The organism is Brevibacillus humidisoli (assembly GCF_020923435.1).
In the GTDB taxonomy this organism is placed as follows: domain Bacteria; phylum Bacillota; class Bacilli; order Brevibacillales; family Brevibacillaceae; genus Brevibacillus_E; species Brevibacillus_E humidisoli.
Genome location: NZ_CP087263.1, coordinates 3,712,087 through 3,738,250, shown reverse-complemented (window position 1 = coordinate 3,738,250; position 26,164 = coordinate 3,712,087). Strand labels below are relative to the sequence as shown.

The following is a 26,164-nucleotide window of genomic DNA, read 5'->3' as shown; positions in this document are numbered from 1 at the left end:
TAGTTCTACTCATGGAGCTGTGGTGAAGTTGGAGTTCACGCCGGTCTGTCACACCGGAGGTCGCGGGTTCGAGTCCCGTCAGCTCCGCCATTTTATTTTGCCTGGATTTTTGCATATGGTTCGGTAGCTCAGTCGGTAGAGCAGAGGACTGAAAATCCTCGTGTCGGCGGTTCGATTCCGTCCCGAACCACCATTTGAGCCATTAGCTCAGTTGGTAGAGCATCTGACTTTTAATCAGAGGGTCGAAGGTTCGAGTCCTTCATGGCTCACCAGTCATAATATGCGGACATAGCTCAGCTGGTAGAGCGTCGCCTTGCCAAGGCGAAGGCCGCGGGTTCGAGCCCCGTTGTCCGCTCCATATGTGATCTGATCACACCACTTGCGATCTGCAAGTGGTGTTTATCGTTTTCTTCTTTCCCCAACGAGCTCTTTTACTTGTGGGTACGCAGGGGATTTGGTACGATACATGAAGGGTAAAGCTCCTGGAAAACATGGAGGTCCTATGAAAAACAGTGAAGGTATGAAAAAAAGAACGGTAGTTGCATTCGAGCGAGACGCCAGCTTTTTTGTGCAGAGGGGTGTGCGTTTAGCGCAGCGCTCTGAGTATGAAAAAGCCATAAAATATTTTCGTCGGGCCGTCGAGTTGGAGCCGACGAATGCAAACTGTCTATGCCACCTGGCAAGCGTATTGGCCGAAATCGGTCAATTTTCAGAGTCAAATGATATATTGCATCAGATTGTAGAACAGACGGAGCCAGGAATGGTAGAAGTCTACTTTTATCTGGCTAACAATTATGCCAACATGGAAGATTACCAGATGGCTGAGGAGATGGCGCTTCGCTATCTGCAAGAGAGTGTTGACGGGACGTTTGCTTTGGAAGCCGAGGAATTGCTCGATTATATCTACTTTGAACTGGATATACCGCCACGCGGACTGGAAGAGGAGAGCGACAATCTTCATTTCAAACACGAACAGGCGAGAAAAAGCCTGGAAGATGGTCGCTTTCTGGAAGCGACGGAACTGCTCCAGGAAGTGATTCAAGCCGATGATGATTTTACCCCTGCTTGGAACAATTTGGCTCTTGCCTACTACTACGTCGGCGATTTTAACAGAGCGATGCAGACGATTGAAGAGACACTGGCACGTGATCCTGGGAATCTGCATGCCCTGTGCAACTTGGCGGTTCTTTTGTCCCATCATAATCGCACGGGAGAATTAGCCCCCTTGCTGGAACAGTTGAGAAAAACGGTACCTCTCCATCATGAGCAGCTTTACAAACTGGCTACTACGCTGGGAGTGCTTGGTCAGCATAAAGAAGCATTCCGACTATATCGGCGGTTGTTCCGCTTCTGGGGACAGCACGATGCATGCACGTATCACTACGCAGCGATCTCCGCTTATCAATGCGGACATCAGGAGCAAGCGATCCGCTGGTGGCAAAGGGCAAAACAGCTGGACCCTGATACGGGGATTGCCGACTACTATTTGCATATGGTAAAAGAGCGCGAAGAAGGAAACAGTATACATGAGATCCCGTATCAGTACCAAATCCCGTTTAAGGGGAGCGCGTTTGAACACGTAGAATGGACGCGTTCAGATGAGTTGAAGTCTGACCCGATGATCCGGGCGTCACTGCTGTGGGCGATGCAGCACGGTACGGCTGAGGTTAAGAAAATGGTGATTCAGACACTGGCGTTAATCGGAGATGATGAGGCGGAAGAGGCCCTGCGCCGCTTTTGCCGTACGGCAGACGACGAGTACCTGCTCAAACTTGCCTTGGTGGCACTGAGTCAAATGGGGGCCGCTCTCCCTTACGAGGTGGGTGCCTTTACAGTTGGTGAAGAGGCCGACCACGTCGCTGACTGCATCCGCACTTGTTTGAGCAGAGAGGAGCACGCGGAGCTGCGTAGATGGGCACTGCTGGTTTGGTCGGCATACTGCCAATATCGGGAGGATCCCCCAAAAACACGCAAGCCGGAAGCGTGGGTTGCCGCTCTGGAATACTTATACGGAAAGCTGACATCAGGCAAGGTTACCCAGAAGTCGCTGGCCGCCAAGTACGGGTTGTCTCAACCGACCATCGCCAAGTGTGCAAAAGAGATATCCGCACTTGATTTACACAAATTCTAAACTTATAATTAATATAAACTATAGGCTGGGATTGTTTTAGGCGATAGGAGGCTGAACAGACATGAGTGAGCAAAAAGTATACGATGTGATTATTGCAGGTGCAGGACCGGCCGGCATGACAGCCGCCGTATATACGTCTCGGGCTAATATGTCAACATTGATGATCGAGCGTGGCATTCCCGGCGGACAGATGGCCAACACGGAGGATATTGAGAACTATCCGGGATTTGACCATATTCTCGGACCTGATCTTTCCACCAAGATGTATGAGCATGCCCAGAAATTCGGGGCAGAATATGCTTATGGCGAGATCAAAGAGATCCAAAACAGTGAGCCGTACAAGAAAGTGATCACCTCTGATGGCACGGAGTACCTGGCCAAATCCGTTATTGTTGCGACAGGTGCCGAACATCGTCTGTTGGGCGCACCGGGTGAAAAGGAACTCTCCGGACGGGGCGTCTCCTATTGTGCTGTATGTGACGGTGCTTTCTTCCGAGGAAAAGAGCTTGTCGTTGTCGGGGGCGGCGACTCTGCTGTCGAGGAAGCGGTATTTTTGACTCGTTTTGCGACCAAAGTGACCATTATCCACCGACGCGACCAATTCCGAGCCCAAAAAATCCTCCAGAAACGAGCCTTCGAGAATGAGAAGATCGATGTGATTTGGGATACAGAAGTGAAAGAGATACGTGGCGATGGAGTGGTCCAAAGCGTTCTGTTGGAAAACAGGAAAACCGGCGAGCAACGCGAGTTTGAGACCAACGGGGTCTTTATCTACATCGGTATGGATCCCCTCACCTCCAGTGTCGCCAACCTGGGGATCACCAATGCAGCAGGATATATCGAGACCGATGAGATGATGCGGACCAAAGTGCCTGGCATCTTCGCAGCGGGTGACGTACGTGAAAAAACACTGCGCCAAATCGTGACGGCCACCGGAGACGGTTCGATAGCGGCACAATCCGCTCAACACTACGTCGAAAACCTGAACGAGCGATTGCAAGCCGAAAACGTTACAATCTCTTAATTCTCTTGTAACATGACTGAAATATTCGGGGGCTATGATAAAAATATGAATTGACCCCCTTTTTCTATACTTTCTTCCTAGCGTGGCCGATTGCTGGTCACGCCCTTTTTTTGTAATGCGGTTTTGGCATGGGAAACAATGCGCGTACATCGTCAGTTATGGTATCCTTATAGCAGGATCAGAGGAGGCGAAATGTTGTGGTAGAAACGGGCAAAGAACGAGCCATTAATCTGCTGATGATCACGGGCATGTCCGGCGCTGGAAAGACGACGGCGGTGCAAAGTCTGGAGGATCTTGGCTTTTTTTGTGTCGACAACTTGCCACCGGTTCTGATCCCCAAGTTCGCAGAGTTGATCAGACAGTCAGGGGGCGGCATCGAACGTGTCGCATTGGTGATTGATCTGCGTGGTCGTGAGTTTTTTGACAGTTTGTCTGAAGCCATCGATAAGTTATCGGGAATGCACGGGATTTCGTTTCAAATCTTGTACCTTGATGCCAATGATCAGACACTGGTCATGCGTTATAAGGAGACGCGACGGCGGCATCCCCTCTCGCCTGAGGGCTCTCTTTTGGAAGGAATCCATTCCGAACGGCGCATGCTTCAAGAATTAAAAGGATTGGCCAGCCAGATTATCGATACCAGTCAGATGAAGCCTGGCCAGCTGCGTGAAAAAATCATTAGCCAGTACGGGCAGCAAGGAAACCAACTGACGATCAACCTGATGTCATTCGGATTTAAATACGGCATTCCGATTGACGCTGATCTTGTGTTTGATGTTCGCTTTTTGCCCAATCCGCATTATGTAAAGCATCTTCGTCCCAAAACCGGATGTGATCAGGAAGTAGCGGAGTATGTGATGAAGTGGAGCGAGACACAGGAATTCATCAACAAACTGCTCGATTTTCTACAGTACACGCTGCCCCATTATCAGCGAGAGGGGAAAAGTCAGCTGGTCATTGGGATCGGATGTACAGGGGGAAAACACCGATCGGTCGCTATCGCCGAGCATGTGGGCGAGGCGTTTGTCAAAGAGTTTCCAGTTCGGGTCACACACCGTGACATGGAGAAGAATAAATAAGCATAGGATGGCAAGGAGATCCATTACGATCGGGATAAAAAGAGACAAGATTTCTCATATGAGGGCTAGGTTCATATGAAGATAATGAGGTGACCTATGTCAACAGGGAGAAGGGGAGGGCAGTCAGGTGAGTTGCCGCGCGTTGTCGTGATCGGTGGCGGAACCGGTCTTTCCGTATTGCTGCGTGGATTAAAGCAGCATCCGGTCCATATCACAGCTATCGTAACGGTAGCGGATGACGGCGGCAGTTCAGGGAGGTTGCGGATGGAGATGGATATGCTTCCGCCAGGGGATATTCGCAACGTTCTGACTGCCTTGGCCGACACGGAACCGCTGATGGAAAAGGTAATGCAATACCGTTTTTCCAACGGAACGGGATTGGTAGGACATAATTTGGGAAATCTACTGATTGCAGCCTTGAACGAAATCACCGGCGACTTTGTTACTGCCGTAAAGGGCTTAAGCAGGGTTCTTGCCGTACGCGGTGAGGTGCTGCCAGCCTCCAATCAATCGATATTGTTAAAAGCAGAAATGGCAGACGGAGCAATCGTGTTGGGAGAGTCACAAATACCGCTGTACGGAAAGCCAATCAAGCGAGTCTTCCTCGATCCGCCGGACGCTGTGCCGTTGGCGGAAGCGGCCCGGGCCATCGCAGAGGCGGATGCCGTTCTGCTCGGGCCGGGGAGTCTGTATACAAGTATTATTCCCAATCTCTTGGTGCGCGGGTTGTTCGACGAAATCATAGCATCGACGGCGCCCAAGATCTATATTTGCAACGTGATGACTCAGCCGGGAGAGACAGACCATTTTACGGCATCAGATCATGTACAGGCGATGTACGATCACGTCGACAGACCGTTCCTCGACACGATCATCGTTAATACAACAGATGTTCCCGATGCCGTTCGAGAAAAATATGCGGAAAAGGGAGCAGCGCCTGTCGTTTGCGACCATGACAAGCTGACGGCACTCGGTCTGCATGTCATGTCTGGTCAGTTAATCGCCTATGAAGACGGTCTGCTGCGCCACGATGCAGACGCCGTAAGTCGGCAAGTCGTCGAACTGATGAAGCAGAAAATGGGGTGAAGCGCCATGTCCTTCGCAGCACACGTCAAAAAAGAACTAACCATGCTGCAGCCATCTGACTGCTGCAGTCGGGCGGAATTGTCGGCGCTGATCCGCATGAATGGCAGCTTGCAGTTTGGTGCAGGCCGCTTTGTTTTGGATGTATCGACAGAAAATGCGGCGATAGCCAGACGGATTTACGTCCTCACAAAGAAGTTGTTCCAGGTACATGCAGAGCTGCTGGTACGAAAAAAGATGCGCCTGAAGAAAAATAATGTCTACATCGTACGGATTCCTCGGGGCGCCAACGAAATCCTGCAGGCGCTGTCGATCATGGATGAAAACTTGTCATTTTATCCGGGGATCCCACGCGATTTGACCAAAACATCATGCTGTCGGGGAGCTTATCTGCGGGGAGCCTTTCTGGCGGGAGGATCTGTCAACCATCCAGAAGCTTCCAGTTACCACCTGGAGATTTTCACTGCCTATCAGGACTTTTGCGAAGCACTGACAGCACTAGCGAACCGCTATCGCCTCAATGCGAAATGTATTGAGCGCAAAAAAGGGTTTGTAATGTACATCAAGGAAGGGGAAAAAATCACGGAATACCTAAGCCTGATCGGGGCACACCAGGCGCTGTTGTACTTCGAAGATGTCCGTATTGTCAAGGATATGCGTAATTCTGTCAACCGTTTGCACAACTGTGAAATCGCCAATATCAACAAAACGGTTAATGCTGCTACCCGACAGATGGAAAATATTCAGTTGATTGAACGGGAGATTGGCTTGGAGAATCTGCCGCCGCGGTTGCGAGAAGTGGCGGAACTGCGCCTGCTTCATCCCGACATCAACCTGAAGGAACTGGGCGAATTGCTGCCAAGTGGCGTGGTCAGCAAGTCGGGGATCAACCACAGGCTCCGAAAAATTAACGAAATCGCTGACAAATTGAGAGAAAATGAAAATATTTCTTCCCCTTGACATGGTATAATGGTCTGCAAGAGCGAAAGAAAGAGAGGGAGGTTGCAATGGTACAACAGCAGGTTCTGGTTAAACTGAAAACGGGTTTGCAAGCACGACCAGCTGCTTTTTTTGTACAAGAGGCAAACCGGTTTGCATCGGAGATATTTGTAGAAAAAGAGAACAAGAAGGTAAATGCCAAAAGCATCATGGGTATTATGAGTTTGGCGATCGGCTCGGGTACGGAAATCACGATCTTGGCGGATGGGCCAGATGCCTCCCAAGCAGTGGCCAGCTTGGCGAAACTGGTAAGCGTAGAGGAGTAACGTTCTCTATTTTTTACTGGTGGCCGAGTGACTCGAAAAAAAGAACATGACTGTTATTGCATCAACCGTTCAGAGATCAAATCTGAACGGATTTTTTGCTTTTTTTGTCTACTTTTGTCTAATTCTTCATTATTTAAAGTAAATTCGATATAATGGTATGGAACGATCTGTTTTGAGATTCAGATACTTCCTGCATCACGAGGAAAGAGACAGCGGGGGGGACAACTGACGTGGAAACCATGGTGAACCAGCGGACGTTCTTTCGGCTTGAGCTAGAACCGCCGTTGGAGGCACAGACGAGCATCGTCAGGATTAAGGACAACGAGATTGAGTCGGGTGAAGCCCACGTACTGGTTGATAACATCAGTGCCGGTGGTCTTGGATTTGTGTCTAATCTCAACCTCCCGGTACAGACTGAGATTGTTTTGGAATTCCGGATGCGTCTGTTTAACCAACAAATCAAACCACTGGGCTACATCGTGAGAAAAGCGGAACGGCCAGACGGATTGTTCCACTACGGGGTTTCGTTTACCATTGACGAAGATCTAAAGGCTCTACTCGTCAGACTGGTCAGCGAGCTGCAAATCAAACTTCGTCGGGGGAACAACATTACCAGCTGTGATTTTTACCACGGGGACGCAACTGCATTTTTCGATAGGGAGCATCAGTAAAAAGGGCTGTCCGCATATGGAACAGCCCTTTTGTGTGCCAGTAAAGGGTCATTGAACCCCTTGGTATTGCGCCGTCCTATAGCTGTAGTTCACACCTTGAGCTGAGATGGCACCGGAGAGCTCTTGTCTCATCTGGCTGCAGAGCTGGGCTGCTTGCTGCATGCGATTCATTGCAGTCTGGTGTCCTTGCAGAGCCGTTTGAATCATCTGAGTGGCTGCTCGCTCCCGTTGAGCCATCTGTTCCAGCATCGTTACGTTCTGCTGTTCTTGCTGCATCATTTGCTGATACATGGCGGTAGCCTGTTGAGTCTGCTGCATCAACTGATTGATCAACTGCTCACATTGTTGAATTTGTTGGATGGCATGTTGATACGTATGCATGGATGGATCCTCCTTTTGCTGGTTGCTGTGCTGTCCGAACCCGGGCAGCCTCGTCTAGTTTTCCCAGGCTACAGACCGGTATGTAATCTGCACCAATCCTTTTACAGGATGAATGGCGCAGCCGATTTGGGGGAATCGTTAAAACAACCGCGGAATCGTTTGACCAACTCAAAAGGGGGGAAAGTATGAGTCGACGTCAGCAGACTGATTCACTGCACGAAGGAAGAGACGAGAACTTCATCGATGTTGATCGGATGGTGAACGAGGGACTGGGAGGAGGTGTCGTCAGTTCGCAAAACGGACTCATCGAACAGACGACTACCGATACGATGGATGATCCAGAATCAGTTGATCTGAAATAGCTTGATCGCGAGTATTCAGGGACGGAAAGGAGTTGACGGAGCGTGGACGCTGCACGGGCAAAAGAAATCTTGCATTCAGCGGAGAGAGTGAGTGTCGAATACGCAGGGGTACCGGTATGGATCGATGATGTGGATGAAAATGAGAACATCGCACGGGTACATACCGAAGGCAATCCCCAGGAGAGCAGAACCGTTGCGATTACCGAACTGAAGGAAAAGTAAAAGGAAAAAGACTTCCCCGGACCGTTCTGGGAAAGTCTTTTTGCGTGACGGCACTTGAAGCGTGTTACGAGATCTGCTTATTTTGCTGGTGTGGAGGAAATCACATCGTCGATCAGCCCATACTCCTTGGCGTCCTGCGCAGACATAAAATGGTCACGGTCTGTATCGCGAGCGATTCGCTCAATGGGCTGACCGGTGCGCTCAGCGTAGATGCGGTTTAGGTGTTCACGCATCCGCACAATTCGCTTAGCCGCTATTTCAATGTCACTAGCTTGACCCTGCGCGCCGCCAAGGGGCTGGTGAATCATGATCTCACTGTTGGGCAGAGCGAATCGTTTGCCTTTCGCTCCCGCGCAGAGCAGGAAAGAACCCATCGAAGCAGCCAAGCCGACACAGATGGTAGAGACGTCAGGCTTGATGAACTGCATCGTGTCGTATATGGCCATTCCCGCCGTGATAGAACCGCCCGGGCTGTTGATGTAAAGACTGATATCTTTATCCGGGTCCTCGGCGGTGAGGAACAACAACTGGGCGACCACGCTGTTCGCAACCACATCGTTAATCGGGGTACCCAGGAAGATGATGCGATCTTTCAACAGTCGGGAGTAGATATCGTAAGCACGTTCACCGCGATTCGTTTGCTCGATTACGGTCGGAATCAAATGCATATCCATTGGCAGTCCTCCTCTCCTTTCAAGTCTAATCATACACTAAAGGTCAAAAAAGGTCAAACAAAATGACCTCTACCTACTTCTCTAATGTATCCCGAAATGAGTAAAAGTAAAACTGCTTTTTGCCGTTCAAGCTCTGCTTTCTGTATGGCGATAAAGGTACCCGTTACTGCCCGCCGGCCAGAATCATCCTTTCGCCCCTGGGAAGGGGCGAAAGGAGTAGGCTAGAGGACAGAACGGTTGACGCGGCGGACGGTTGCTGCGACGGCTCCGAGAAAGATCATCCAGACGGCAATCGCGACCAACCATCCAGCAAATGGCAGGTGAACCAGCAGAGAGAGACCGATCACGCCGATCAATTCTGTCAACAGGGGAGGAATCCGCCACTGAAATCGTTCAGCCAGCCGAAGGCCCGCCCACGTGCCGACAAAGATTTTGGCTACAAACAGCAGCACGCCAACCACAACGACAAGTGTGACGGCAACCGGAATGCCGATGATGGTAATCAACAGGATTACCGTCAACATCGGAACAGCGAGCAGCAGCAGAATCCCGACGCCAAAGTGACCAAGCGTTTTTTCATCCAGCGTACGTTGAATGGACAACAGTGTTTTTGGAAACAGGAAGCGGATCACCAGCCATAGCAGTACCGTACTGATCACCGACATCACAACAAGCAAGATGGGCCATGTCGGGCTTTCCTTCGGCTCCGGCTCTAACTGGGTATACGCCACCTCCCCTGTGATTTGCGCCCCGGGAGCAATGGAAGCCTCCTGATGACTCATGTAGCGAACATCACCGTTGATTTTAGCTGATGGTTCGATTTGCAACTGGCCAACCCGCAGCATCGTGATGCCGCGCCCGATCTCCCCGGTGATTCGCATATCCGCGATCGTTCCATTGATCTCGCCGCCCAATCGCCCAAGCAGATCAACGGTTTGGGAAAAGGCCAAGACATTACGTCCGATCTCGCCCGATTGGGATAGATTGAGATACTGGGTAAAAACGGTCGTACTCCTCGTCACATGACCGTCTATCGTCAAGTTGCGTGTAAACGCCCGGATATCACCGTCTATCTCTCCGCGGATTACGGTATCATTGGAAAACGTGATGACGTCTCCCGTCACCTTGCCGCTGATCTGCAAACTTTCCGCAAACGAATATATGTCCCCTTGCACATGTCCCTCAATAACCACCTTGCGGCCAGTCACGAAGAGATCACCGATATGCGTTTCCCCGTTGGCCAAGACATAGGTTTCCTGGGAAACAGCTTGAAAGGCAAAACAGGTAGTACCGGATATGGCCAACAATGCGAATACCAACAGCAGCATCCTGATCCGATTCTTCACGGTCTGTCCCCTCCTCTCGAATAGGCTGGATCGATCGATTCGGCCTGACGGTTGGCGCCGGTCAAGATGATGGCCAAGATGAGACAGACGAACAAGGCGGAGAACAGAAAGCAGCTGAGCAGAAGATAATCCCAGAGTGTGTGGGCATTTTCTCTCAACCAAAACGTCGAAGTCCACAGCAGGTAGGGCTGCACGATCGGCCAAAGCCATTCCAGCCAGTTAAACAGCCAGCTCTGGGCAGGTATGACGGCCAGCAGGAAAAGGGAGAGAAGCAGGGCAGTCAATCGGTTGATGATTTTCGAAGAAGCCTGCCTGTTTTTTCTGTGCAAAGCACAAATGGCGTCGATTTGCTGTGTGACAGATGGATGGAGCGATGGCAATGGGGCGGATGTCGCCGAAAACGACTGCTCAAAAAACGAGCGGTCCTCCATCCAGGAATCGTACGTATTTCGACATTCCTGGCAACTCCGCAAATGCTCTGCCACTTTTTCCGATTCTTCGGTCAGTAACTCACCATCTGTATACATCATCATCGTTATTTCATCGATATGAGACATGGGGAGACCTCCTTTTGTCGGTCAAATGCTGCAGCAGTTGCTTCAACTGTTTGCGGGCTCGAAACAACCTCGTTCCGACCGTATTTTTACTCATCCCTACAATACTGCCAATCTCTTCGTAACTTAGCTCTTCACTGAAGCGGAGTGTCACAATCAAGCGATCCGTCTCATCCAAATGGGAGAGCAGTTGGTTAAGTTGCGTTTGGAATTCTTTCTCTAGGAACAAGCTCTCCGGTGTGTTGCTATAGGTGCTGTTCTCTTTTTGCACATGCACGTGCAGGCGATCGTCTTCCATCACAATATCCCTCTTTTTGCGAAGAAAATCGATACAGGTATTGGAGGCAAGCCGGTACAGCCATGAGTGAAAGGGGAGCGATTGATCGTATTTATGCAGGTTTTGCGCTACTTTTAACCAAATCTCGTTGTAGACATCCTGTGCATCGTGGTGGGAGTAAATCATCTTTTGCACAAGGCGCATGACCCGCTGCCCGAACAACTCGATCAGCGTATCAAAGCCATTGGCGTCACCCTGTAAAAATTGTTGGATGCCCGTCAGCGAGCGGGTGTTTAGAGCGTAGATATCCTCATGGTGATGCGTGTCCATGTATGCCCCCCCTTCCAATCAATAGTACGGATGAGACCGGTGCAGAATTTCACGCTATTGTCAGCATCGGCTAATCCCGAGCAAAAGAAAAGCCCCCTATGCGGGGGAGTACCTCGTTTATGCTTTTTCCTGCTTCGCTTCTTCATCCGTCTTCGCTTCTTCATCATCCGCTTCTGCTAAATCTACAGCTACCCGCAGCGTTGCTTTTATCTTGCGCCCTTTAATAATCGTATAGTCGGTGATTTGCTGACTTTTTAGCTCGCTTAGGGCTTCAGCCAAGGCTTGTTGATCCTCGTAGGGCTGGATCGTGAGCAAGCATTCGTCGTCACTCGCCTCTTGGTAAATCAGGTAGTAGCGATCGCGCGGCAAACCAAGCCCCCCAATCAGTTATCCACGAAATTATCCACAGCTTGTGCACAAAAACATGTGTTCGCGGCAATACTTTCATCAATCTTACGTAATATTTCCTTGTTGTCAAAAAATATACGGCGGATCAGGCTTGTAACAGCTAAAGTTATCCACAAAGTTATTCACATTTGATCTTAAGCTTGGGGATAGACTGGGGACAAGCGGGAGACGTCATGCTCCTCCTGGTTTGCTCATATACATGTGGCAAAAAGGGAGGAACTAACTATGGCGGCCATACCGGGTATTTTGATTTTGTTCATTCTGGTGGCAGCAGTGGTGTACGGTACAAATCGGATGGTAAAAGAGGATACGACCCAGTACGACCTGCAGTTCTTATGGGATCGGTACCCCATCACGATCGAGCAGATCGAGAAGAAAGGATGAGAAACGGGAGAGTACAAGCGAGATATACGCAAAATACGAGCGAGATACAAACGAGATGCAAGCAAGGAGCGCACAGAGCGGCGCATATAAGAAAAGCAGTCCTCATCTCGTTGAGTGGACTGCAGTTCCATGATGGTATTAGAATTGGTTCCAGACGATGATCTGATCAGCGGGAAAGCGACTGCTGGGACGAGCAGGTTGAGCCGCTTTTCCTACTGCAATCAGCAGAATCGGCAAGTAGCGCTGGGGTATCCCAAACACCGACACCAACTGCTGGGCATCAAAACCGCCCATTGGGCAGGTGTCATATCCCATCGCCTTGGCAGCCAGCATGAGCTGCATGGCAGCGAGCGAAGCATTGCGAATCGCTTCGTCACGCGGGGCATGTGGGACTGTGGCATAGGTTTGTTCAATATTAGCCAACAAGCGCTCTTTCACTTCTTCTGTCATTGCACCGGCCGCTACCGCAGGGCCGTAAACAGCTTCCGCATTTTTATTTGCTTCGAAGTCACCGAGAACGGCGATGGTGGCGGAAGCATCGATGACCTGCTGCTGTCGGTAAGCGATCGGCAGCAGCTTCTTTTTTGCCTCATCGTCGTGAATGACGAGGAACTTCCAATGCTGCAGATTCCATGAAGAGGGAGCGGTCGAAGCGTACTCGATCAGTTTGGCAATCTCTGCTTGAGTCATTTTCACAGAGGAGTCGAATTGTTTGACAGCTCCGCGATCTTGAATAATCGTAAAAAAGTCTTGCTGCAATGTTTCCTTCATCAATAAAGCCCTCCACCATACTGTGTTCAATGTGTATATGCTGTTAGTGTTCCAGATTTCAGTGATCCTACACATCGTATGTATGCTAAGGTGTCAGAATGGATGTCCCGCCGGACAGAAATGTAGTTGGCGGAAGTGGTAGAGAGGGCTATCAGGGAGGCGACACGGCTTGATCGCTAGATCGTACCGGACTGCAACAACCGTTGAATATCCTCCTCGATTTGTGCAGGGTCAGTTGCCGGAGCGTATCGCTTGACAACGGTCCCCTCGCGATCGATGAAAAATTTGGTGAAATTCCATTTGATTTGTTTTGTCAAAAGACCGGGAGCTTCGCTGGTCAGATGACGAAACAGGGGATGCGCGTTGGCTCCCTTTACGTCAACCTTGTCAAACACGGGAAAGGTAACGCCGTAATTGCGGCTGCAAAAGCTTTCAATCTCAGCAGCGGTCCCGGGTTCCTGCCCGCCGAATTGATTGCATGGAAAGGCCAACACCACGAAGCCTTGGTCCATGTATGTCTCATAGAGACGCTGCAGACCTTGGTATTGAGGTGTGAACCCGCAGTTGCTGGCCGTATTCACAATCAACAGCACTTTGTCCTGGTAATCGGCGATGGACTTCACTTCGCCCTGCAGGGTTTTTGCGGAAAAGTCGTAAACGCTCATCATCCTCACCCTCTCATCCGTTTTTCCAGTCTACGCTTCTTTGCGTAGTCGGGCGTCCAGCACAAAGGGCCCAAACGGCAGTATGGAAGCTGCCACTGCGCCCAGCAAGCGTAACAGTGACCAACGGTGAACAATCGTCACATGAGCGACAGCGAGCAGATACAGCACAAAAAACAGACCGTGCAGCCAACCGATAACCGTGACCGGTTGTGGTATGTTAAAATAGTATTTCAGCGGCATGGCAATCCCCAAGAGAAGCAGAAAGGAAGTCCCCTCGATATAGCCAATCACCCGCAGACGTCCAAGCGGTGAATTCATATCCGTCACCTCCTAACGAGATCGAACCATTACCAATTTTACCGGACTCGTATGGCTTGTTTCAATGTTTCGACAGGCAGCTTGCGTCGGGTTGGGCACATCTGACACGATTTGGTCACAGATCGATTCCGCCTGAAACGGCAAAAAGGATCAAACCGTTTGGTTCGATCCTTATCTGTCGTCTATTATGGTGCGTCCGGAGGGACTCGAACCCCCGCAAGACGCGGCTCCGGAGGCCGCCGCTCTATCCAACTGAGCTACGGACGCATAATGCTGATGAGAGTATTGCGCTTTACTGTTTTGTCGTCAGCATTTTTCATTATACATCATTCACGATCGGATGACAATTGAAATCCCCTGGATTTTCAACCCATTCCGAACGGCATTTCTATCAGATCAGTTAAGCTATATTGGACCAGACCATCTAGTCTGACCCGATCCTTACTGATCAGGCAACATAATTAACGATGCCAACCACGATTAGATAGAGGACGAGTATCAGAAAAACGATTTTCATCAGACGGTTCAAAACATACACCTCGATTCTCATCTTGTTAGGTACAACCCACACAAGTTAAAGTGCTGGCAGGTGCATGTACCTGATCAATGCGTATACCTCTCAATATACGCAATTTTTGCTATATTCTGCAAGCGGATCTGAAAATAACTGGATCATCACAGGATTGGCAGGAAAATTGCATAGGGCTCGCGAATACAATAAACACAGAGAGAAACAGAAATGGACGCAAAGGGGGCCGAGCCGGATGAATATGAGTTTTGGACTGTTTCAGGAACAGACGTTAAAACTGGTCATGACGCCCGAACTGCGGCAGGCAATCACCATCTTACAGTATTCCGCTCTGGATCTGAGGTCGTATCTGCAGGATCAGGCAGCGGAAAACCCGGTGATCGAACTGCAGGAAATCAGCGCAGCGGTCGAGACACCCATGGAGCAGAAACCGACGCCGGAAATCGATTGGAAAGAACTGATCAGCAACCGGGCAACCGGTGATTATTCATTAGCGAGAAGTGAAAGCACTTACAATCCGCTCGATCATGTGCATGCTCCATCATCCAATCTGTATCAGCACCTGAAAGAGCAGCTTGGCTATACCAAGGGACTGACGCGCGGCCAGCGAAAAATTGCCCTGTTTTTGATCGGCAATCTGGATGAGAAGGGGTACCTGGAGATTGAGACGGAAGAAGCCAGCAGGCAATTAGGAGTTGACCTCGAGGAAGTAGAGGATATGTTGTCGCTGATCCAGCACTTTGATCCGGTAGGAGTGGCGGCCCGGAATCTGCAGGAGTGTTTGCTGCTGCAGCTGCAACATACCGGCCTCGACGATGAGAAAACGGTGCAAGTGATTGAGCAGCACCTGGATGACTTAGCGCAGAATCGTTTTTCCCGAATTGCCGAAAAGTTAAAAATTGATCTGCAGGAAGTGCAAACGATCGCCGATTTGGTACGTTCGCTCAATCCGCGACCAGGGGCGGCGTTCAATCAGACAGAGACGCGGTTTGTGATGCCCGATGTGACGGTGGAAAAAGTGGAAGGCGAATACGTGGTGCTGGTAAACGAATCATCGACGCCGCGCCTTACGATCAGCAGGTTTTATGAAAGCATGTTGAAGCAGACAAACAGTGAGTCGGAAGCACGCCAGTTTATCCAGGATAAGATGAATGCGGCGATGTGGCTGGCCAAAAGTATCGAGCAGCGGCGTCTGACGCTGCTGCGGGTGATGCAGGCAATCGTAGAAAAACAGATCGATTTTTTTGAGCATGGCGTAGATCGATTGAAGCCGATGACCCAAAAAGAGATCGCGGAACGGGTGGGGCTGCATGAATCGACCGTAAGCCGGGCGACCAGCAACAAGTATGTGCAGACGCCGAGGGGTGTCTTTGAACTGAAGTACTTTTTTACCTCTGCTTTATCTACTGCCAACGGTGATGCGGCGTCGTCAGAAAGCGTCAAACGGCGGATCAAGGCGTTGGTTGACGCGGAGGATCGATCTCGTCCGCTATCGGATCAAAAGCTGACGGAGCTGTTGGCCAAGGAAGGAATTGAGATCTCTCGCCGTACGGTGGCCAAGTACCGGGAAGAGTTGATGATCCCTTCTTCTGCCAAGCGGAAGAGATACGCCTGATCTTCAACTGTGCAGAAATATGCGAGGAAAACGGCGAGCAATGGATGCAGCCAGTGCGCGACAACACAGCGGAGAAGAAGAGGGGTCCTACCATGAACAAGCAAGATCGCCAGGAAGCGTTTCAGGTCGTACTATTCGGCCGTCCCGGCTGCCACCTCTGTGATGAGGTGGAGCGGCGCATTCGTGCGGTAGCGGCGGAGGTTCCTCTCGTACTGGAAACCCGCAGCATCGCCGAAGATCCGGTTTTGGAAGAAAAGTATATGCTCACGATTCCCGTCGTTCAGATCGATGGTGACGAAGTGTTTCTATCGATTGATTCAATCATGACAGAGGAGCAGCTGAGAGCGGAGCTGCAGGGGAGACGAACCAAGCGCGATTAACCGATGGGGAGAGAGGTGGGCGTCCATGGGAGGGCAACCATTGCATGCAGCAGCGATAGGCGCTGCAAACAACGCAGGCGAGTTGGAATGGCTGAATGCAGTTATTGACAGCATCAACGACGGGATTCTCGTCATCGACAGTCAGGAGATTGTTCGCTTGATCAATCCCGAATACACGCGGATTACGGGCGTCTCTCCCGAGCAGATCATCGGAAAGCCGCTCCGCCGCGTTCGTCCTGGCGCTCTGCTGCCCGAAACGCTGCGGGATGGCCGGGGCCGAGTTGGCATCTACCGCAAAGAGGGCAGGCACGAATACGTAGTAGACATGGCACCGATTGTCGTGAACGGAGTGATCATCGGTGCTGTCTCCGTCTGCAAGGGATTGACCGAGGTTCACAAGCTGACACAGGAACTGCATAGGAGTAGAGAAACCATCAGTCGTTTGGAACAGCGGATGGACTCTCTGCATCAAGCTGCCTACCGATTCCATCAGATCGTGGGAAAAGATGGCGGACTGAGACGGCTGGTGCAGCTGGCGCAAAAAGCAGCTGAATCCGACCTGCCGGTTCTCATAACAGGAGAAAGCGGTACGGGCAAGGAATTGTTCGCCCAGTCCATCCACAACGAGAGCGGAAGAGCGGGGCGTCCCTTTGTGCCCGTCAACTGTGCAGCCATTCCGGCCGACCTGCTGGAAAGCGAATTGTTTGGATACGAAGCTGGTTCCTTTACAAACGCCAAAAAGAGCGGGAAGGTGGGGCTGTTTGAGGTGGCAGATCACGGGACCCTCTTCTTAGATGAGATCGGCGATATGTCGCTCGACCTGCAGGCCAAACTGCTCAGGGTGCTGCAGGAGCAAAAAATTCGCCGGATTGGCGATACTCGTGAGCGGAGCATCAACGTGCGCATCGTTGCCGCCACAAACAAGGACTTGCAGCATCTCGTTGCCAAAGGCAATTTTCGGGAGGACTTGTTGTATCGGCTGCAGGTGATCCGCCTGCACATCCCCCCTCTGCGGGAGAGGCGGGAAGATATCATTGATCTGATCGACTGGATGGTAAAAGGAACGAGTTGCAGACTGGAGGAGCGAACCATGCAGGTGTTGCAGCAATATGATTGGCCGGGCAATGTGCGGGAGTTGAAAAACGCAATCGACTATGCGGTCTGCATGGCGGACGGTTCCGAAATCTCCGTAGAGAGTTTGCCGCAGTGGATCGTCAAACGGGTACCCGCTGACGACCAACCGAAGCGCCAGGTGACCAAGCTGAAAGAAGTGCTGGAGGAAGCGGAGCGTGGCGCGATCCAGGTTGCGATCGAGCAGTACGGCTCCGATGTGGAAGGTAAAAAAAAGGCGGCGCAAGCGTTGGGCATATCATTGGCAACCTTGTACAACAAGATCAACCGATTGCAAGTGGATTGGTAATGTCCATTTCTATATTCTTAGAAAAAATGAGAGCGCTTTCTAAAATACTGGAAGCAACGCAAAATACGCAAGTGTACGTACAACTACGCAGCAGCGATGCGACGGAATCCCTCGGTCACAGTTATCGATTTCTAAACAATGAGAATAATGAGAGCGAACCGGTCGAAAAAACCTTGGTTTTACAAGGTTTTTTCTTTTGGCACGAAGCTTGCTCTGTCGGACGTATGTGCGGCTCCGTTGTGGGAAGTACATGGTTCGCGGATTTCAGATTAGTGGGGAGGGATTTCATGTTAGCGCTGTTAGGCTTTTTAACGATTTTTTTCTTCTTATTTTTGATCATGACCAAACGCGTCTCCGTGATTGTAGCGCTAATCACCGTTCCTATCGTGTTTGCCTTGATCGGTGGCTTCGGTTCCGAGGTGGGCAAGATGATGCTGGACGGTGTAAAGGGGGTAGCGCCAACTGGCGTCATGCTGGCGTTTGCGATCCTCTATTTCGGCGTGATGAATGACGCGGGCATGTTTGATCCAGTCATTTCGCGAGTGTTAAAACTGGTCAAGGGAGATCCGCTCAAAATCGTCGTCGGAACCGCTGTGATTGCCATGCTGGCCCATCTGGACGGGTCAGGCGCTTCTACGTTTCTGATCGCCATCCCGGCACTGCTGCCCCTGTACGATCGCTTGGGGATGAGCCGTCTGGTGATGGCCTGTGTTGTCGCCCTGGGTGCCGGTACGATGAATGTCGTTCCCTGGGGCGGCCCGATGGCGCGGGCAGCCAGCTCGCTGAAGCTGGAGGTCACAGAGATTTTTTCACCGATCATACCAGCGGTGATCGTTGGCGTCATCTGGGTGCTGGCGGTTGCCTATTGGCTGGGCAGAAAGGAGCGGCAGCGGCTTGGTGTAGTCGATATGGTGTATGACTATCATTCTGAATTGACAGAGGAACAACGTCGTCTGCGCCGCCCAAAACTGTTTTGGTTCAATCTGCTGTTGACGGTTGTGACGATCACGGCACTGGTATTTGGATGGCTTCCGCTGCCTGTCGTCTTTATGATCTCGTTGGTGATTGCGCTGGTTGTCAACTACCCCAATGTAAAAGAACAGCAAGAGAGGATTAATGCCCAGGCACAGGGCGTGGTCTTGGTAGCGGCGATTATTTTTGCTGCCGGCATCTTTACCGGGATCCTCTCCGGTACCAAAATGATTGATGCGATGGCAGCCAGCCTGGTGCAACTGATTCCGCAGGAGATGGGAGGATACATGCCGATCCTCGTCGCACTGACCAGTATGCCGCTCAGCCTGTTGTTTAACCCTGACGCATATTACTTTGGTGTCCTGCCGGTGATTAGTGAAGCGGCCGCTGCATTTGGTGTGGCTCCGATGGAAGTAGCCCGCGCCGCTGTTTTGGGTCAGATGACAACCGGATTTCCGATTAGCCCATTGACCGCCTCCACCTTTCTGTTGGTTGGGTTGGCCGGTGTGGAGCTGGCAGATCACCAGAAATTCACCTTTGGATGGGCATTTGGGACGACGATTGTGATGACCATTGTCGCTGTTATGGTTGGAGCTATCACTTTATAAAACAGAGGAGAGGTATGGTTCATGTTACGAATAGGTTCAGGAGCAGGATTTTCCGGTGACCGGATTGAGCCGGCTGTGTTGTTGGCGGAGCGGGGGGAATTGGACTACCTCGTGCTGGAATGCCTGGCTGAACGGACGATCGCGTTGGCCCAAAAGCGGAAGCTGCACAATCCAGAAGAAGGGTACGATCCGTTGTTGGAGCGGCGGTTTAGGCGTCTGCTGCCGATTCTAGGAGAGAAGCGATTTCGGATCGTCACCAATATGGGAGCGGCCAATCCGGTGGCTGCGGCAGAACGGATCGTGCAGATCGCTGAGGAGTTGCGGTGTCCGGTAAAAGTGGCAGCGGTGACTGGGGATGAGGTGACGGATCGGATCGATCTGGAGCAGGAGGTTTTGGAGAGCGGCTGCCCGATCCGTTCGTATGCTCCTATCATCTCCGCCAATGCTTATCTGGGCGCGGACGCACTGCTGCCAGCCCTGGAAAGTGGTGCCGACATCATCGTCACAGGTCGTGTCGCTGATCCATCCTTGTTTCTTGCCCCGATGATGCACCACTACCAGTGGCGCCAAGATGATCTTGAGCGGGTAGCCCAGGGAACAGTTGTCGGCCATCTTTTGGAGTGTGCCGGGCAGTTGACGGGTGGATACTTTGCTGACCCCGGGGTAAAAGATGTGCCCCAGCTGGCTGATCTCGGTTTTCCGTATGCCGACATCGACCAAGCTGGACGGGCGACGATCAGTAAGCTGGAAGGAACGGGGGGCGTGATTACGCTGGCTACGGCAAAGGAGCAGCTGCTCTATGAAGTGACCGACCCGATGGCCTATCACACGCCGGATGTGATCGCTGATTTTAGCACCGTCCAGCTGCGTCAAGTGGCCCCCAACCGAATTGAAGTGTTTGGCGCACGGGGCAGCGCAAGACCATCGATGTTAAAAGTAAGTATCGGGTATCAGGCAGGGTTTCTCGGCGAAGCGGAGATCTCTTACGCGGGCGGCAACGCATCGGGGAGGGCCGAACTGGCCGGTGAGATCGTCCGGCAGCGATTGCAGCAGGAGATCGAGGCGATTCGGATAGACTGCATCGGCAGTACTTCTACCCACCGCAAGTCGTTTACCCCCGAGGTCGTCCCTTACGAAGTTCGGATGCGTGCTGCTGCGATCGCTCCGACGGCGGAGCTGGCAGCGCGGATTGGGGAAGAGGTGGAGGCGCTGTATACGAACGGCCCGGCTGGCGGCGGCGGGGTGCGGAAGAGTGTGAACGAGGTGATCGGAATCGTCTCCACGATGATTCCGCGGCAAAACACAGCCACTCGATTGACGATTCGGGAGTTGAGTATATGAAGAAAAAGCTGTACCAGTTGGCCCACTGCCGGGCAGGAGATAAAGGGGATACGCTTATCTTGTCGCTTTTTCCATACGATGAGCGGGACTATACGCTGCTCTGTGAACATGTGACGGCAGAGAAAGTAAAGCATCATCTGCAGGGGATTGTACAAGGGGATGTGATCCGCTATGAGCTTCCCAATATTGCCGGACTGCAGTTCGTCTGCCGGGAAGCGCTGCTGGGCGGGGTCACCACTTCGCTCGCTCTCGATACACATGGAAAAAGCCTGAGCTATGCCTTGTTGGAAATGGAAATCGAAGCATAATCGCAATAGGCTGTCCCGTCATTGATGGGCAGCCTATTGCCTGCTTGCTGCCATTGTGTTACAGTAAGCTAAGAAAGGAATTACATTTTTTTGCCGCTAGCGGGACAAAAAATGCATATGCGGGACAAAAAATGTCCATACTCCTTTGGTAAAGGAGGAGTGGTATGCGCAGGTTGATTGAAGTACAGCAAAAACTACTTCCCGACCTGGTACATGTGATGAGAAAAAGATATGCGCTGCTGCAGTCGATCTACCATCTGCAGCCGATCGGACGACGGGCATTGGCGCAGGCGATGATGACCACGGAGCGCATCTTGCGTGCAGAAGTGGATCTCTTGAAAGAGTCGGGTTTGGTTGTCGTCTCGCCGGTCGGGATGAGCTGTACGGACGATGGACTGCGTGTGTTGGAGCAGCTGGAGCCGATGGTTGATGAGTTGTTTGGATTGAACGAACTGGCGCAAAAGCTGAAGCATCGCCTCGGGGTACGCGAGGTGATTGTGGTGCAAGGAGATGCCGACAGCTCGGAATGGGTGAAACGCGAGCTGGGACGAGTGGGGGCGCGCCTGTTAAAACAGCAGGTCCGCGAAGGAGACGTGATTGCCGTTACCGGCGGTTCTACGATTGCCAGTGTTGCGGAGCATTTGTCTCCCGCTACTTCGTTTCGGGCCGTCCAATTCATTCCCGCGCGCGGCGGTCTGGGAGAAAAGGTGGAGCTGCAGGCCAACACGTTGGCTTCTGCGATGGCGATGAAATCCGGTGGACAGTATCGGCTGCTGCATGCACCAGACAGGCTCAGTCCGGATGCCTATCAATCGCTGATGAGCGACCCGCAGATTGCCGATGTCCTTCACTCGCTGCGATCTGCGAGAATCGTCATCCACGGGATCGGTGATGCCCTGACGATGGCCAGACGGCGCAAGTACACGGAGGAGGAACTGGCCGATCTGGCTCAGGCAGGAGCGGTTTCAGAAGCCTTCGGTTACTACTTTGACGAGTCCGGCCGCATTGTGCATCGCATTCCTTCCATTGGTTTGCAGCTTGACGACGTCAAGCAGGCAGAGGTCGTCCTCTCGATTGCCGGCGGACACAGCAAAGCGAAAGCGATTCTCTCGTTCAGCAAACAAATCTCCGATAACACACTGATTACGGACGAGGGGGCGGCACACGCCTTGCTGTCCGGGGAACTGGCATGAGAGGGGAAGTGATGCCAGCGTCATGTTCCTAGCCAATCTGCCCGTACTGACACTGATCGGCAGTATCGCCGCCTGTCTGATAGGGGGCCTGCCGCTCTCGCTGGCGCTCGCAACAGCTCTGCTGGTTACGCTGCTCACGGTAAAGCGGCTCGGCTGCTCTTACCGCCAACAGTGGCAGTATGGCTGGGCAGGTCTGAAGCAGACGAAGCCGGTCTTGATCATCTTGTTTTTAGTCGGCCTATTAATCCCGCTGTTGATGATGGCGGGAACCATCCCGGCGATGATCTCCTACGGCTTATCGCTCGTTCACGTACAGTTTCTGCTGACCATCAGCTTTGGGCTGACGGCTGCGGTATCCTATCTGCTGGGTTCTTCCGTAGGGACGCTCAGCACGGTAGGTCTCTCGCTGATCGGGATCGCCCATGCCAGTGGCATACCAAGCGGATTGGCGGCAGGAGCATTGATATCCGGAGCGATGGTAGGCGAGCGTTTTTCACCGGTCTCTTCCAGCCGCCTGCTCGTACTCAGTACCGTACAGGAGGATGAGGCACGCGGGCGTTTCTGGCAGATTACCGGCGTATGTGCCGTTGGCATCACTGCCCTGATGTTCCTGGTGGCCGATCTGGGGCGAGAGGCTGCATCCGCAAGCGAGACGATTGCCGGGTATCAGCAGTTGCTGCAGCAGCATGTTCCGATTTCCTGGGTACAGTTGCTGCCTTTGATCATCCTGTTAGGCTCGTTTGCCTTCCGGGTCAAGGCGATTCCCGCCCTCTGCTGTGGCTTGGCTGCCAGTTTTCTCTTATACATGGTGACGCAGTCGCCTGATTGGCACTCTTTTCTGGAGAACCTGCTGTTCGGCTACGACCTTCGCTCAGGAACGATACTGGACGCGCTTCTCCACGGCGGCGGACTGCTGGATATACTCCATGTTTTGCTGCTGATCAGTTTAGCCGGGTTTATGAACGGAATACTATACTCAGCGAACCTGCTCGAACCAATCCTGGAACGGTTTGTGGGCAGTGTGAACAATGCAGGTGTTCTGGTAGCAAAGTGCGTAGCCTTGTCGCTGTTTGCGATCGCGATCAGCTGCAATCAGACGATCCCCATTCTCGTCCTCGGGGCGACGCTTCGTTCCCGCTTTATGCGCCTTCCAGACGGCAGCCAACTGCTGGGTCGGACGATGTTGGATGCAACCCTGGTCATGCCGGTTTTGGTTCCCTGGAATGGCCTGGCGATGGTGACCAGTTTGGCGATTGGCGTTACCACACTGGAGGCGCTGCCATATCTCTGGTTCCCGCTGCTGCTGCCCATCGTGACCATTTTGTTTTCCTGGTTCCATAGACGGCAGTCGGCCTCAGAGTGGGCGAAGCGGACAGAGCAGGCTCTGTGATCAAGGATAGTTAGCAAAAGGTCAGTTTCCGCTTTCTTGAGCGGTAAGCATAAAACACTCAGGAGGTAGAAAGTATATGGTAAAAATAGGAATCAATGGATTTGGACGCATCGGACGCAACGTGTTTCGCGCGGCACTGAGCAACCCCAACGTTGAGGTTGTAGCGGTGAACGATCTGACAGACGCAAAAACCTTGGCGCACCTGCTGAAGTACGACAGCGTGCATGGCGTGCTTGATCTGCCGGTGGTGGCCGGAGAGAAGAGCATTACCGTGGGCGATAAGGAGATTGTCGTCTTGGCTGAGCGCGACCCGGCCAACCTGCCTTGGAAAGAGTACGGGGTAGAGATCGTCGTCGAGTCGACCGGCCGCTTCACCAACCGGGAAGATGCAGCCAAACACCTGGAAGGCGGCGCCAAGAAAGTGATCATCTCCGCCCCTGCCAAAAACGAGGACATTACCGTGGTCTTGGGTGTAAACGAAGAAAAATACGACCCTGCTGCCCATACCGTTATCTCCAATGCATCCTGTACAACCAACTGTCTGGCACCGTTTGCCAAAGTGCTGCATGAGAAGTTCGGCATCGTACGCGGGCTGATGACTACTGTACACTCCTACACCAACGATCAGCAGATCCTCGACCTGCCGCACAAAGACTTGCGTCGGGCACGTGCTGCCGCAGAGAACATCATCCCGACCTCTACGGGTGCAGCCAAGGCGGTTTCACTCGTCCTGCCAGAGTTGAAAGGCAAACTGAATGGCTTTGCGATGCGCGTACCGACGCCAAACGTATCCGTCGTTGACCTGGTGGCTGAGCTGAAAACAGACGTCACCGCAGAAGAGGTCAACCAGGCATTGAGAGAAGCGGCGGAAGGATCGCTCAAAGGGATCCTCGCTTATTCCGAAGAACCGCTGGTCTCCTCTGACTACAACGGAAACCCGGCTTCTTCGACGATTGACGCTCTCTCCACAATGGTGCTGGAGGGCAACATGGTCAAAGTGGTTTCCTGGTACGATAACGAGTGGGGCTACTCAAACCGGGTCGTCGACTTGTGCCAATATGTTGCAGAACGCGGACTGTAAACCGTACAATAAAAGCGTTGCATGCAGTTGATTGTTTGAAGGGAGAGCCGCCTCTCCCTTTTCCCTTAGGGGTGACAGGTTGATCGTCCGACGTGCGGACGACTCGTGTACGAGGAGGTCGTGTTTTGTGAACAAAAAGTCGATTCGTGATGTAGAGCTCGCTTCCCGGACCGTATTTTGCCGGGTCGATTTCAACGTGCCGATGCAGGAAGGGCGGATTACCGATGATACCCGGATTCGCGCCGCCCTCCCGACCATCCGCTACATGCGGGAGCAGGGCGCAAAGGTGATTCTGGCCAGTCACTTCGGCCGCCCCAAGGGGAGTGTGGTGGAGGAACTGCGTCTCACCCCCGTTGGCGAACATCTGGCGCAGTTGCTAAATGCTCCGGTGAAAAAACTGGATGACTGCATCGGATCAGAGGTGGAAGCGGCCGTATCAGCGATGCAGCCGGGAGATGTGATCCTGCTGGAGAACGTACGCTTTCATCCAGGGGAGGAAAAGAACGATCCTGAACTGGCACAGGCGTTTGCCAAGCTGGCTGATCTGTTTGTCAACGATGCATTTGGCACCGCCCACCGTGCGCATGCTTCTACAGCCGGCATAGCCGACTACATACCTGCCGTCGCCGGATTTCTGATGGAAAAAGAGCTTCAGTTTCTCGGCGGCGCGCTTTCCAACCCGGACCGGCCGTTTACGGCGATCATTGGCGGGGCCAAAGTGAAGGACAAGATTGCAGTGATTGAAAATCTGCTCAACAAGGTGGACACGCTGTTGATTGGCGGCGGCATGGCTAATACCTTTCTCAAGGCACAGGGCCATTCCGTAGGTTCTTCGCTGCATGAAGAGGATAAACTGGATCTGGCCCGTTCGCTGATGGAGCAGGCCCGGCAGCGCAACGTACGCCTGCTGATGCCGACAGATGTGGTGGTAGCTGACCGTTTTGCGGCAGATGCTGAGAAGCAGACGGTACCGGTGGATCAGATCCCGGACGGCTGGATGGCCTTAGATATCGGACCGCAGACTGTCACAGCCTTTCGCGAAGCGATCACTGCTTCTCGCACCGTGGTCTGGAATGGCCCGATGGGCGTGTTTGAACTAGAGCCCTTTGCGGAGGGAACCGTTGGTGTGGCCCGAGCGATGGCTGATTGTCCCGGCACGACGATTATCGGCGGCGGAGACTCGGTCGCAGCGGTTGAGAAGGCCGATGTGGCCGAGCAGATGAGCCACATCTCAACAGGCGGCGGGGCATCGTTGGAGTTCATGGAAGGAAAAGAACTGCCTGGCATTACCGCCTTGCAGGAGAAGTAAACAAGACCTCTAGCTATTTGGGTTGGAGTCGTGAGACGGAAAGGGCGATCGAAAGCGGCCCTGACCGTCTCAC

Annotated in this window: 29 protein-coding genes and 5 tRNA genes; 24 read left to right on the top strand and 10 right to left on the bottom strand. The window is 52.4% G+C overall.

Features of this window, described 5'->3' with window-relative positions; genetic code table 11:
- The first annotated feature begins 13 nt into the window (after nt 1-13).
- The 11 genes from LOK74_RS18310 to LOK74_RS18260 all read left to right on the top strand — a co-directional run bounded on the left by LOK74_RS18310 (nt 14) and on the right by LOK74_RS18260 (nt 7,253).
- Nucleotides 14-90 (top strand) — tRNA-Asp (locus LOK74_RS18310).
- Between the two features lie 27 nt (nt 91-117).
- A tRNA-Phe gene (locus LOK74_RS18305) sits at nt 118-193 on the top strand.
- A 3-nt stretch (nt 194-196) separates the two neighbouring features.
- Nucleotides 197-272: transfer RNA gene (locus LOK74_RS18300), tRNA-Lys, on the top strand.
- 10 nt (nt 273-282) lie between these two features.
- Nucleotides 283-358 (top strand) — tRNA-Gly (locus LOK74_RS18295).
- Between the two features lie 144 nt (nt 359-502).
- Nucleotides 503-2,131, top strand: coding sequence for a tetratricopeptide repeat protein (locus LOK74_RS18290; RefSeq protein WP_230043438.1), 1,629 nt, complete (start codon nt 503-505; stop codon nt 2,129-2,131).
- A gap of 61 nt (nt 2,132-2,192) precedes the next feature.
- The gene (trxB, locus tag LOK74_RS18285) at nt 2,193-3,155 is read left to right on the top strand and encodes a thioredoxin-disulfide reductase (RefSeq protein ID WP_230043437.1); all 963 of its coding nucleotides are present in this window, start codon (nt 2,193-2,195) and stop codon (nt 3,153-3,155) included.
- Nucleotides 3,156-3,391: 236 nt separating this feature from the next.
- On the top strand, nt 3,392-4,234 hold the full coding sequence (gene rapZ / locus LOK74_RS18280; protein WP_420908798.1) for an RNase adapter RapZ: 843 nt from the start codon (nt 3,392-3,394) through the stop codon (nt 4,232-4,234).
- A gap of 96 nt (nt 4,235-4,330) precedes the next feature.
- Entirely contained in the window at nt 4,331-5,320 is a 990-nt protein-coding gene (locus LOK74_RS18275) for a gluconeogenesis factor YvcK family protein (RefSeq protein WP_230043435.1), read from the top strand.
- Nucleotides 5,321-5,326: 6 nt separating this feature from the next.
- A complete protein-coding gene (gene whiA, locus LOK74_RS18270) occupies nt 5,327-6,277 on the top strand; it encodes a DNA-binding protein WhiA (RefSeq protein WP_230043434.1) in 951 nt (316 codons plus the stop codon).
- Between the two features lie 47 nt (nt 6,278-6,324).
- Nucleotides 6,325-6,582 (top strand): HPr family phosphocarrier protein, encoded by a 258-nt coding sequence (locus LOK74_RS18265; protein ID WP_230043433.1) that lies wholly within the window; start codon nt 6,325-6,327, stop codon nt 6,580-6,582.
- Nucleotides 6,583-6,821: 239 nt separating this feature from the next.
- Complete coding sequence (locus tag LOK74_RS18260; RefSeq protein ID WP_230047054.1) at nt 6,822-7,253, top strand: PilZ domain-containing protein; 432 nt, start codon at nt 6,822-6,824, stop codon at nt 7,251-7,253.
- 48 nt (nt 7,254-7,301) lie between these two features.
- Here the strand turns inward: LOK74_RS18260 and LOK74_RS18255 are convergent, their stop codons facing one another.
- Entirely contained in the window at nt 7,302-7,634 is a 333-nt protein-coding gene (locus tag LOK74_RS18255) for a hypothetical protein (protein WP_230043432.1), read from the bottom strand.
- A gap of 185 nt (nt 7,635-7,819) precedes the next feature.
- Between LOK74_RS18255 and LOK74_RS18250 the strand changes: the two genes are divergently transcribed.
- Together LOK74_RS18250 and LOK74_RS18245 are read left to right on the top strand one after the other, a co-directional pair.
- Nucleotides 7,820-7,996, top strand: coding sequence for a hypothetical protein (locus tag LOK74_RS18250; protein WP_230043431.1), 177 nt, complete (start codon nt 7,820-7,822; stop codon nt 7,994-7,996).
- A 42-nt stretch (nt 7,997-8,038) separates the two neighbouring features.
- On the top strand, nt 8,039-8,218 hold the full coding sequence (locus LOK74_RS18245; protein WP_230043430.1) for an H-type small acid-soluble spore protein: 180 nt from the start codon (nt 8,039-8,041) through the stop codon (nt 8,216-8,218).
- Between the two features lie 77 nt (nt 8,219-8,295).
- On the opposite strand, the gene clpP is transcribed toward LOK74_RS18245, so the two are convergent.
- The 5 genes from clpP to LOK74_RS18220 form a co-directional block, all read right to left on the bottom strand.
- Nucleotides 8,296-8,886, bottom strand: coding sequence for an ATP-dependent Clp endopeptidase proteolytic subunit ClpP (gene clpP, locus LOK74_RS18240; protein ID WP_277613443.1), 591 nt, complete (start codon nt 8,884-8,886; stop codon nt 8,296-8,298).
- Between the two features lie 227 nt (nt 8,887-9,113).
- Complete coding sequence (locus LOK74_RS18235; protein WP_230043428.1) at nt 9,114-10,238, bottom strand: bactofilin family protein; 1,125 nt, start codon at nt 10,236-10,238, stop codon at nt 9,114-9,116.
- On the bottom strand, nt 10,235-10,795 hold the full coding sequence (locus LOK74_RS18230) for an anti-sigma factor family protein (RefSeq protein WP_230043427.1): 561 nt from the start codon (nt 10,793-10,795) through the stop codon (nt 10,235-10,237). The genes LOK74_RS18235 and LOK74_RS18230 overlap by 4 nt, the downstream gene beginning before the upstream one ends.
- Nucleotides 10,779-11,399, bottom strand: coding sequence for an RNA polymerase sigma factor (locus LOK74_RS18225; protein ID WP_230043426.1), 621 nt, complete (start codon nt 11,397-11,399; stop codon nt 10,779-10,781). The genes LOK74_RS18230 and LOK74_RS18225 overlap by 17 nt, the downstream gene beginning before the upstream one ends.
- A 117-nt stretch (nt 11,400-11,516) precedes the next feature.
- Nucleotides 11,517-11,768 carry a hypothetical protein gene (locus LOK74_RS18220; RefSeq protein ID WP_230043425.1) on the bottom strand — a complete coding sequence of 84 codons (252 nt, stop codon included), beginning with the start codon at nt 11,766-11,768 and terminating at the stop codon, nt 11,517-11,519.
- Nucleotides 11,769-12,032: 264 nt separating this feature from the next.
- Between LOK74_RS18220 and LOK74_RS18215 the strand changes: the two genes are divergently transcribed.
- Nucleotides 12,033-12,191 (top strand): hypothetical protein, encoded by a 159-nt coding sequence (locus tag LOK74_RS18215; RefSeq protein WP_230043424.1) that lies wholly within the window; start codon nt 12,033-12,035, stop codon nt 12,189-12,191.
- Nucleotides 12,192-12,329: 138 nt separating this feature from the next.
- On the opposite strand, the gene LOK74_RS18210 is transcribed toward LOK74_RS18215, so the two are convergent.
- The 4 genes from LOK74_RS18210 to LOK74_RS18195 all read right to left on the bottom strand — a co-directional run bounded on the left by LOK74_RS18210 (nt 12,330) and on the right by LOK74_RS18195 (nt 14,212).
- Entirely contained in the window at nt 12,330-12,962 is a 633-nt protein-coding gene (locus LOK74_RS18210) for a nitroreductase family protein (RefSeq protein ID WP_230043423.1), read from the bottom strand.
- 176 nt (nt 12,963-13,138) lie between these two features.
- Nucleotides 13,139-13,627, bottom strand: a complete 489-nt coding sequence (locus LOK74_RS18205) for a glutathione peroxidase (RefSeq protein WP_230047053.1) — start codon at nt 13,625-13,627, stop codon at nt 13,139-13,141.
- Nucleotides 13,628-13,657: 30 nt separating this feature from the next.
- Nucleotides 13,658-13,945, bottom strand: a complete 288-nt coding sequence (locus LOK74_RS18200) for a DUF3817 domain-containing protein (protein ID WP_230043422.1) — start codon at nt 13,943-13,945, stop codon at nt 13,658-13,660.
- A 188-nt stretch (nt 13,946-14,133) separates the two neighbouring features.
- Nucleotides 14,134-14,212, bottom strand: a tRNA-Arg gene (locus LOK74_RS18195).
- Between the two features lie 497 nt (nt 14,213-14,709).
- On the opposite strand from LOK74_RS18195, the gene rpoN reads away from it, so the two are divergent.
- The 10 genes from rpoN (at nt 14,710) to LOK74_RS18145 (ending at nt 26,091) form a co-directional block, all read left to right on the top strand.
- Complete coding sequence (rpoN, locus tag LOK74_RS18190) at nt 14,710-16,089, top strand: RNA polymerase factor sigma-54 (protein ID WP_230043421.1); 1,380 nt, start codon at nt 14,710-14,712, stop codon at nt 16,087-16,089.
- Nucleotides 16,090-16,181: 92 nt separating this feature from the next.
- Nucleotides 16,182-16,469, top strand: coding sequence for a glutaredoxin family protein (locus tag LOK74_RS18185; protein ID WP_230043420.1), 288 nt, complete (start codon nt 16,182-16,184; stop codon nt 16,467-16,469).
- Nucleotides 16,470-16,494: 25 nt separating this feature from the next.
- Entirely contained in the window at nt 16,495-17,889 is a 1,395-nt protein-coding gene (locus LOK74_RS18180; protein WP_230043419.1) for a sigma-54 interaction domain-containing protein, read from the top strand.
- 287 nt (nt 17,890-18,176) lie between these two features.
- Nucleotides 18,177-19,469, top strand: coding sequence for a CitMHS family transporter (locus LOK74_RS18175; RefSeq protein ID WP_230043418.1), 1,293 nt, complete (start codon nt 18,177-18,179; stop codon nt 19,467-19,469).
- 21 nt (nt 19,470-19,490) lie between these two features.
- Nucleotides 19,491-20,810, top strand: coding sequence for an acyclic terpene utilization AtuA family protein (locus LOK74_RS18170; protein WP_230043417.1), 1,320 nt, complete (start codon nt 19,491-19,493; stop codon nt 20,808-20,810).
- Nucleotides 20,807-21,118 carry an AtuA-related protein gene (locus LOK74_RS18165; protein WP_230043416.1) on the top strand — a complete coding sequence of 104 codons (312 nt, stop codon included), beginning with the start codon at nt 20,807-20,809 and terminating at the stop codon, nt 21,116-21,118. Before LOK74_RS18170 ends, LOK74_RS18165 begins: the two co-directional genes overlap by 4 nt.
- A 164-nt stretch (nt 21,119-21,282) precedes the next feature.
- Nucleotides 21,283-22,311 (top strand): sugar-binding transcriptional regulator, encoded by a 1,029-nt coding sequence (locus tag LOK74_RS18160; protein ID WP_230043415.1) that lies wholly within the window; start codon nt 21,283-21,285, stop codon nt 22,309-22,311.
- A gap of 22 nt (nt 22,312-22,333) precedes the next feature.
- Nucleotides 22,334-23,701 (top strand): Na+/H+ antiporter NhaC family protein, encoded by a 1,368-nt coding sequence (locus LOK74_RS18155; protein WP_230043414.1) that lies wholly within the window; start codon nt 22,334-22,336, stop codon nt 23,699-23,701.
- 76 nt (nt 23,702-23,777) lie between these two features.
- Nucleotides 23,778-24,782, top strand: coding sequence for a type I glyceraldehyde-3-phosphate dehydrogenase (gene gap, locus LOK74_RS18150; RefSeq protein WP_230043413.1), 1,005 nt, complete (start codon nt 23,778-23,780; stop codon nt 24,780-24,782).
- A 127-nt stretch (nt 24,783-24,909) separates the two neighbouring features.
- Nucleotides 24,910-26,091: a phosphoglycerate kinase gene (locus LOK74_RS18145; RefSeq protein ID WP_230043412.1), complete on the top strand. Its 1,182-nt coding sequence runs from the start codon at nt 24,910-24,912 to the stop codon at nt 26,089-26,091.
- Nucleotides 26,092-26,164 lie beyond the last annotated feature (73 nt).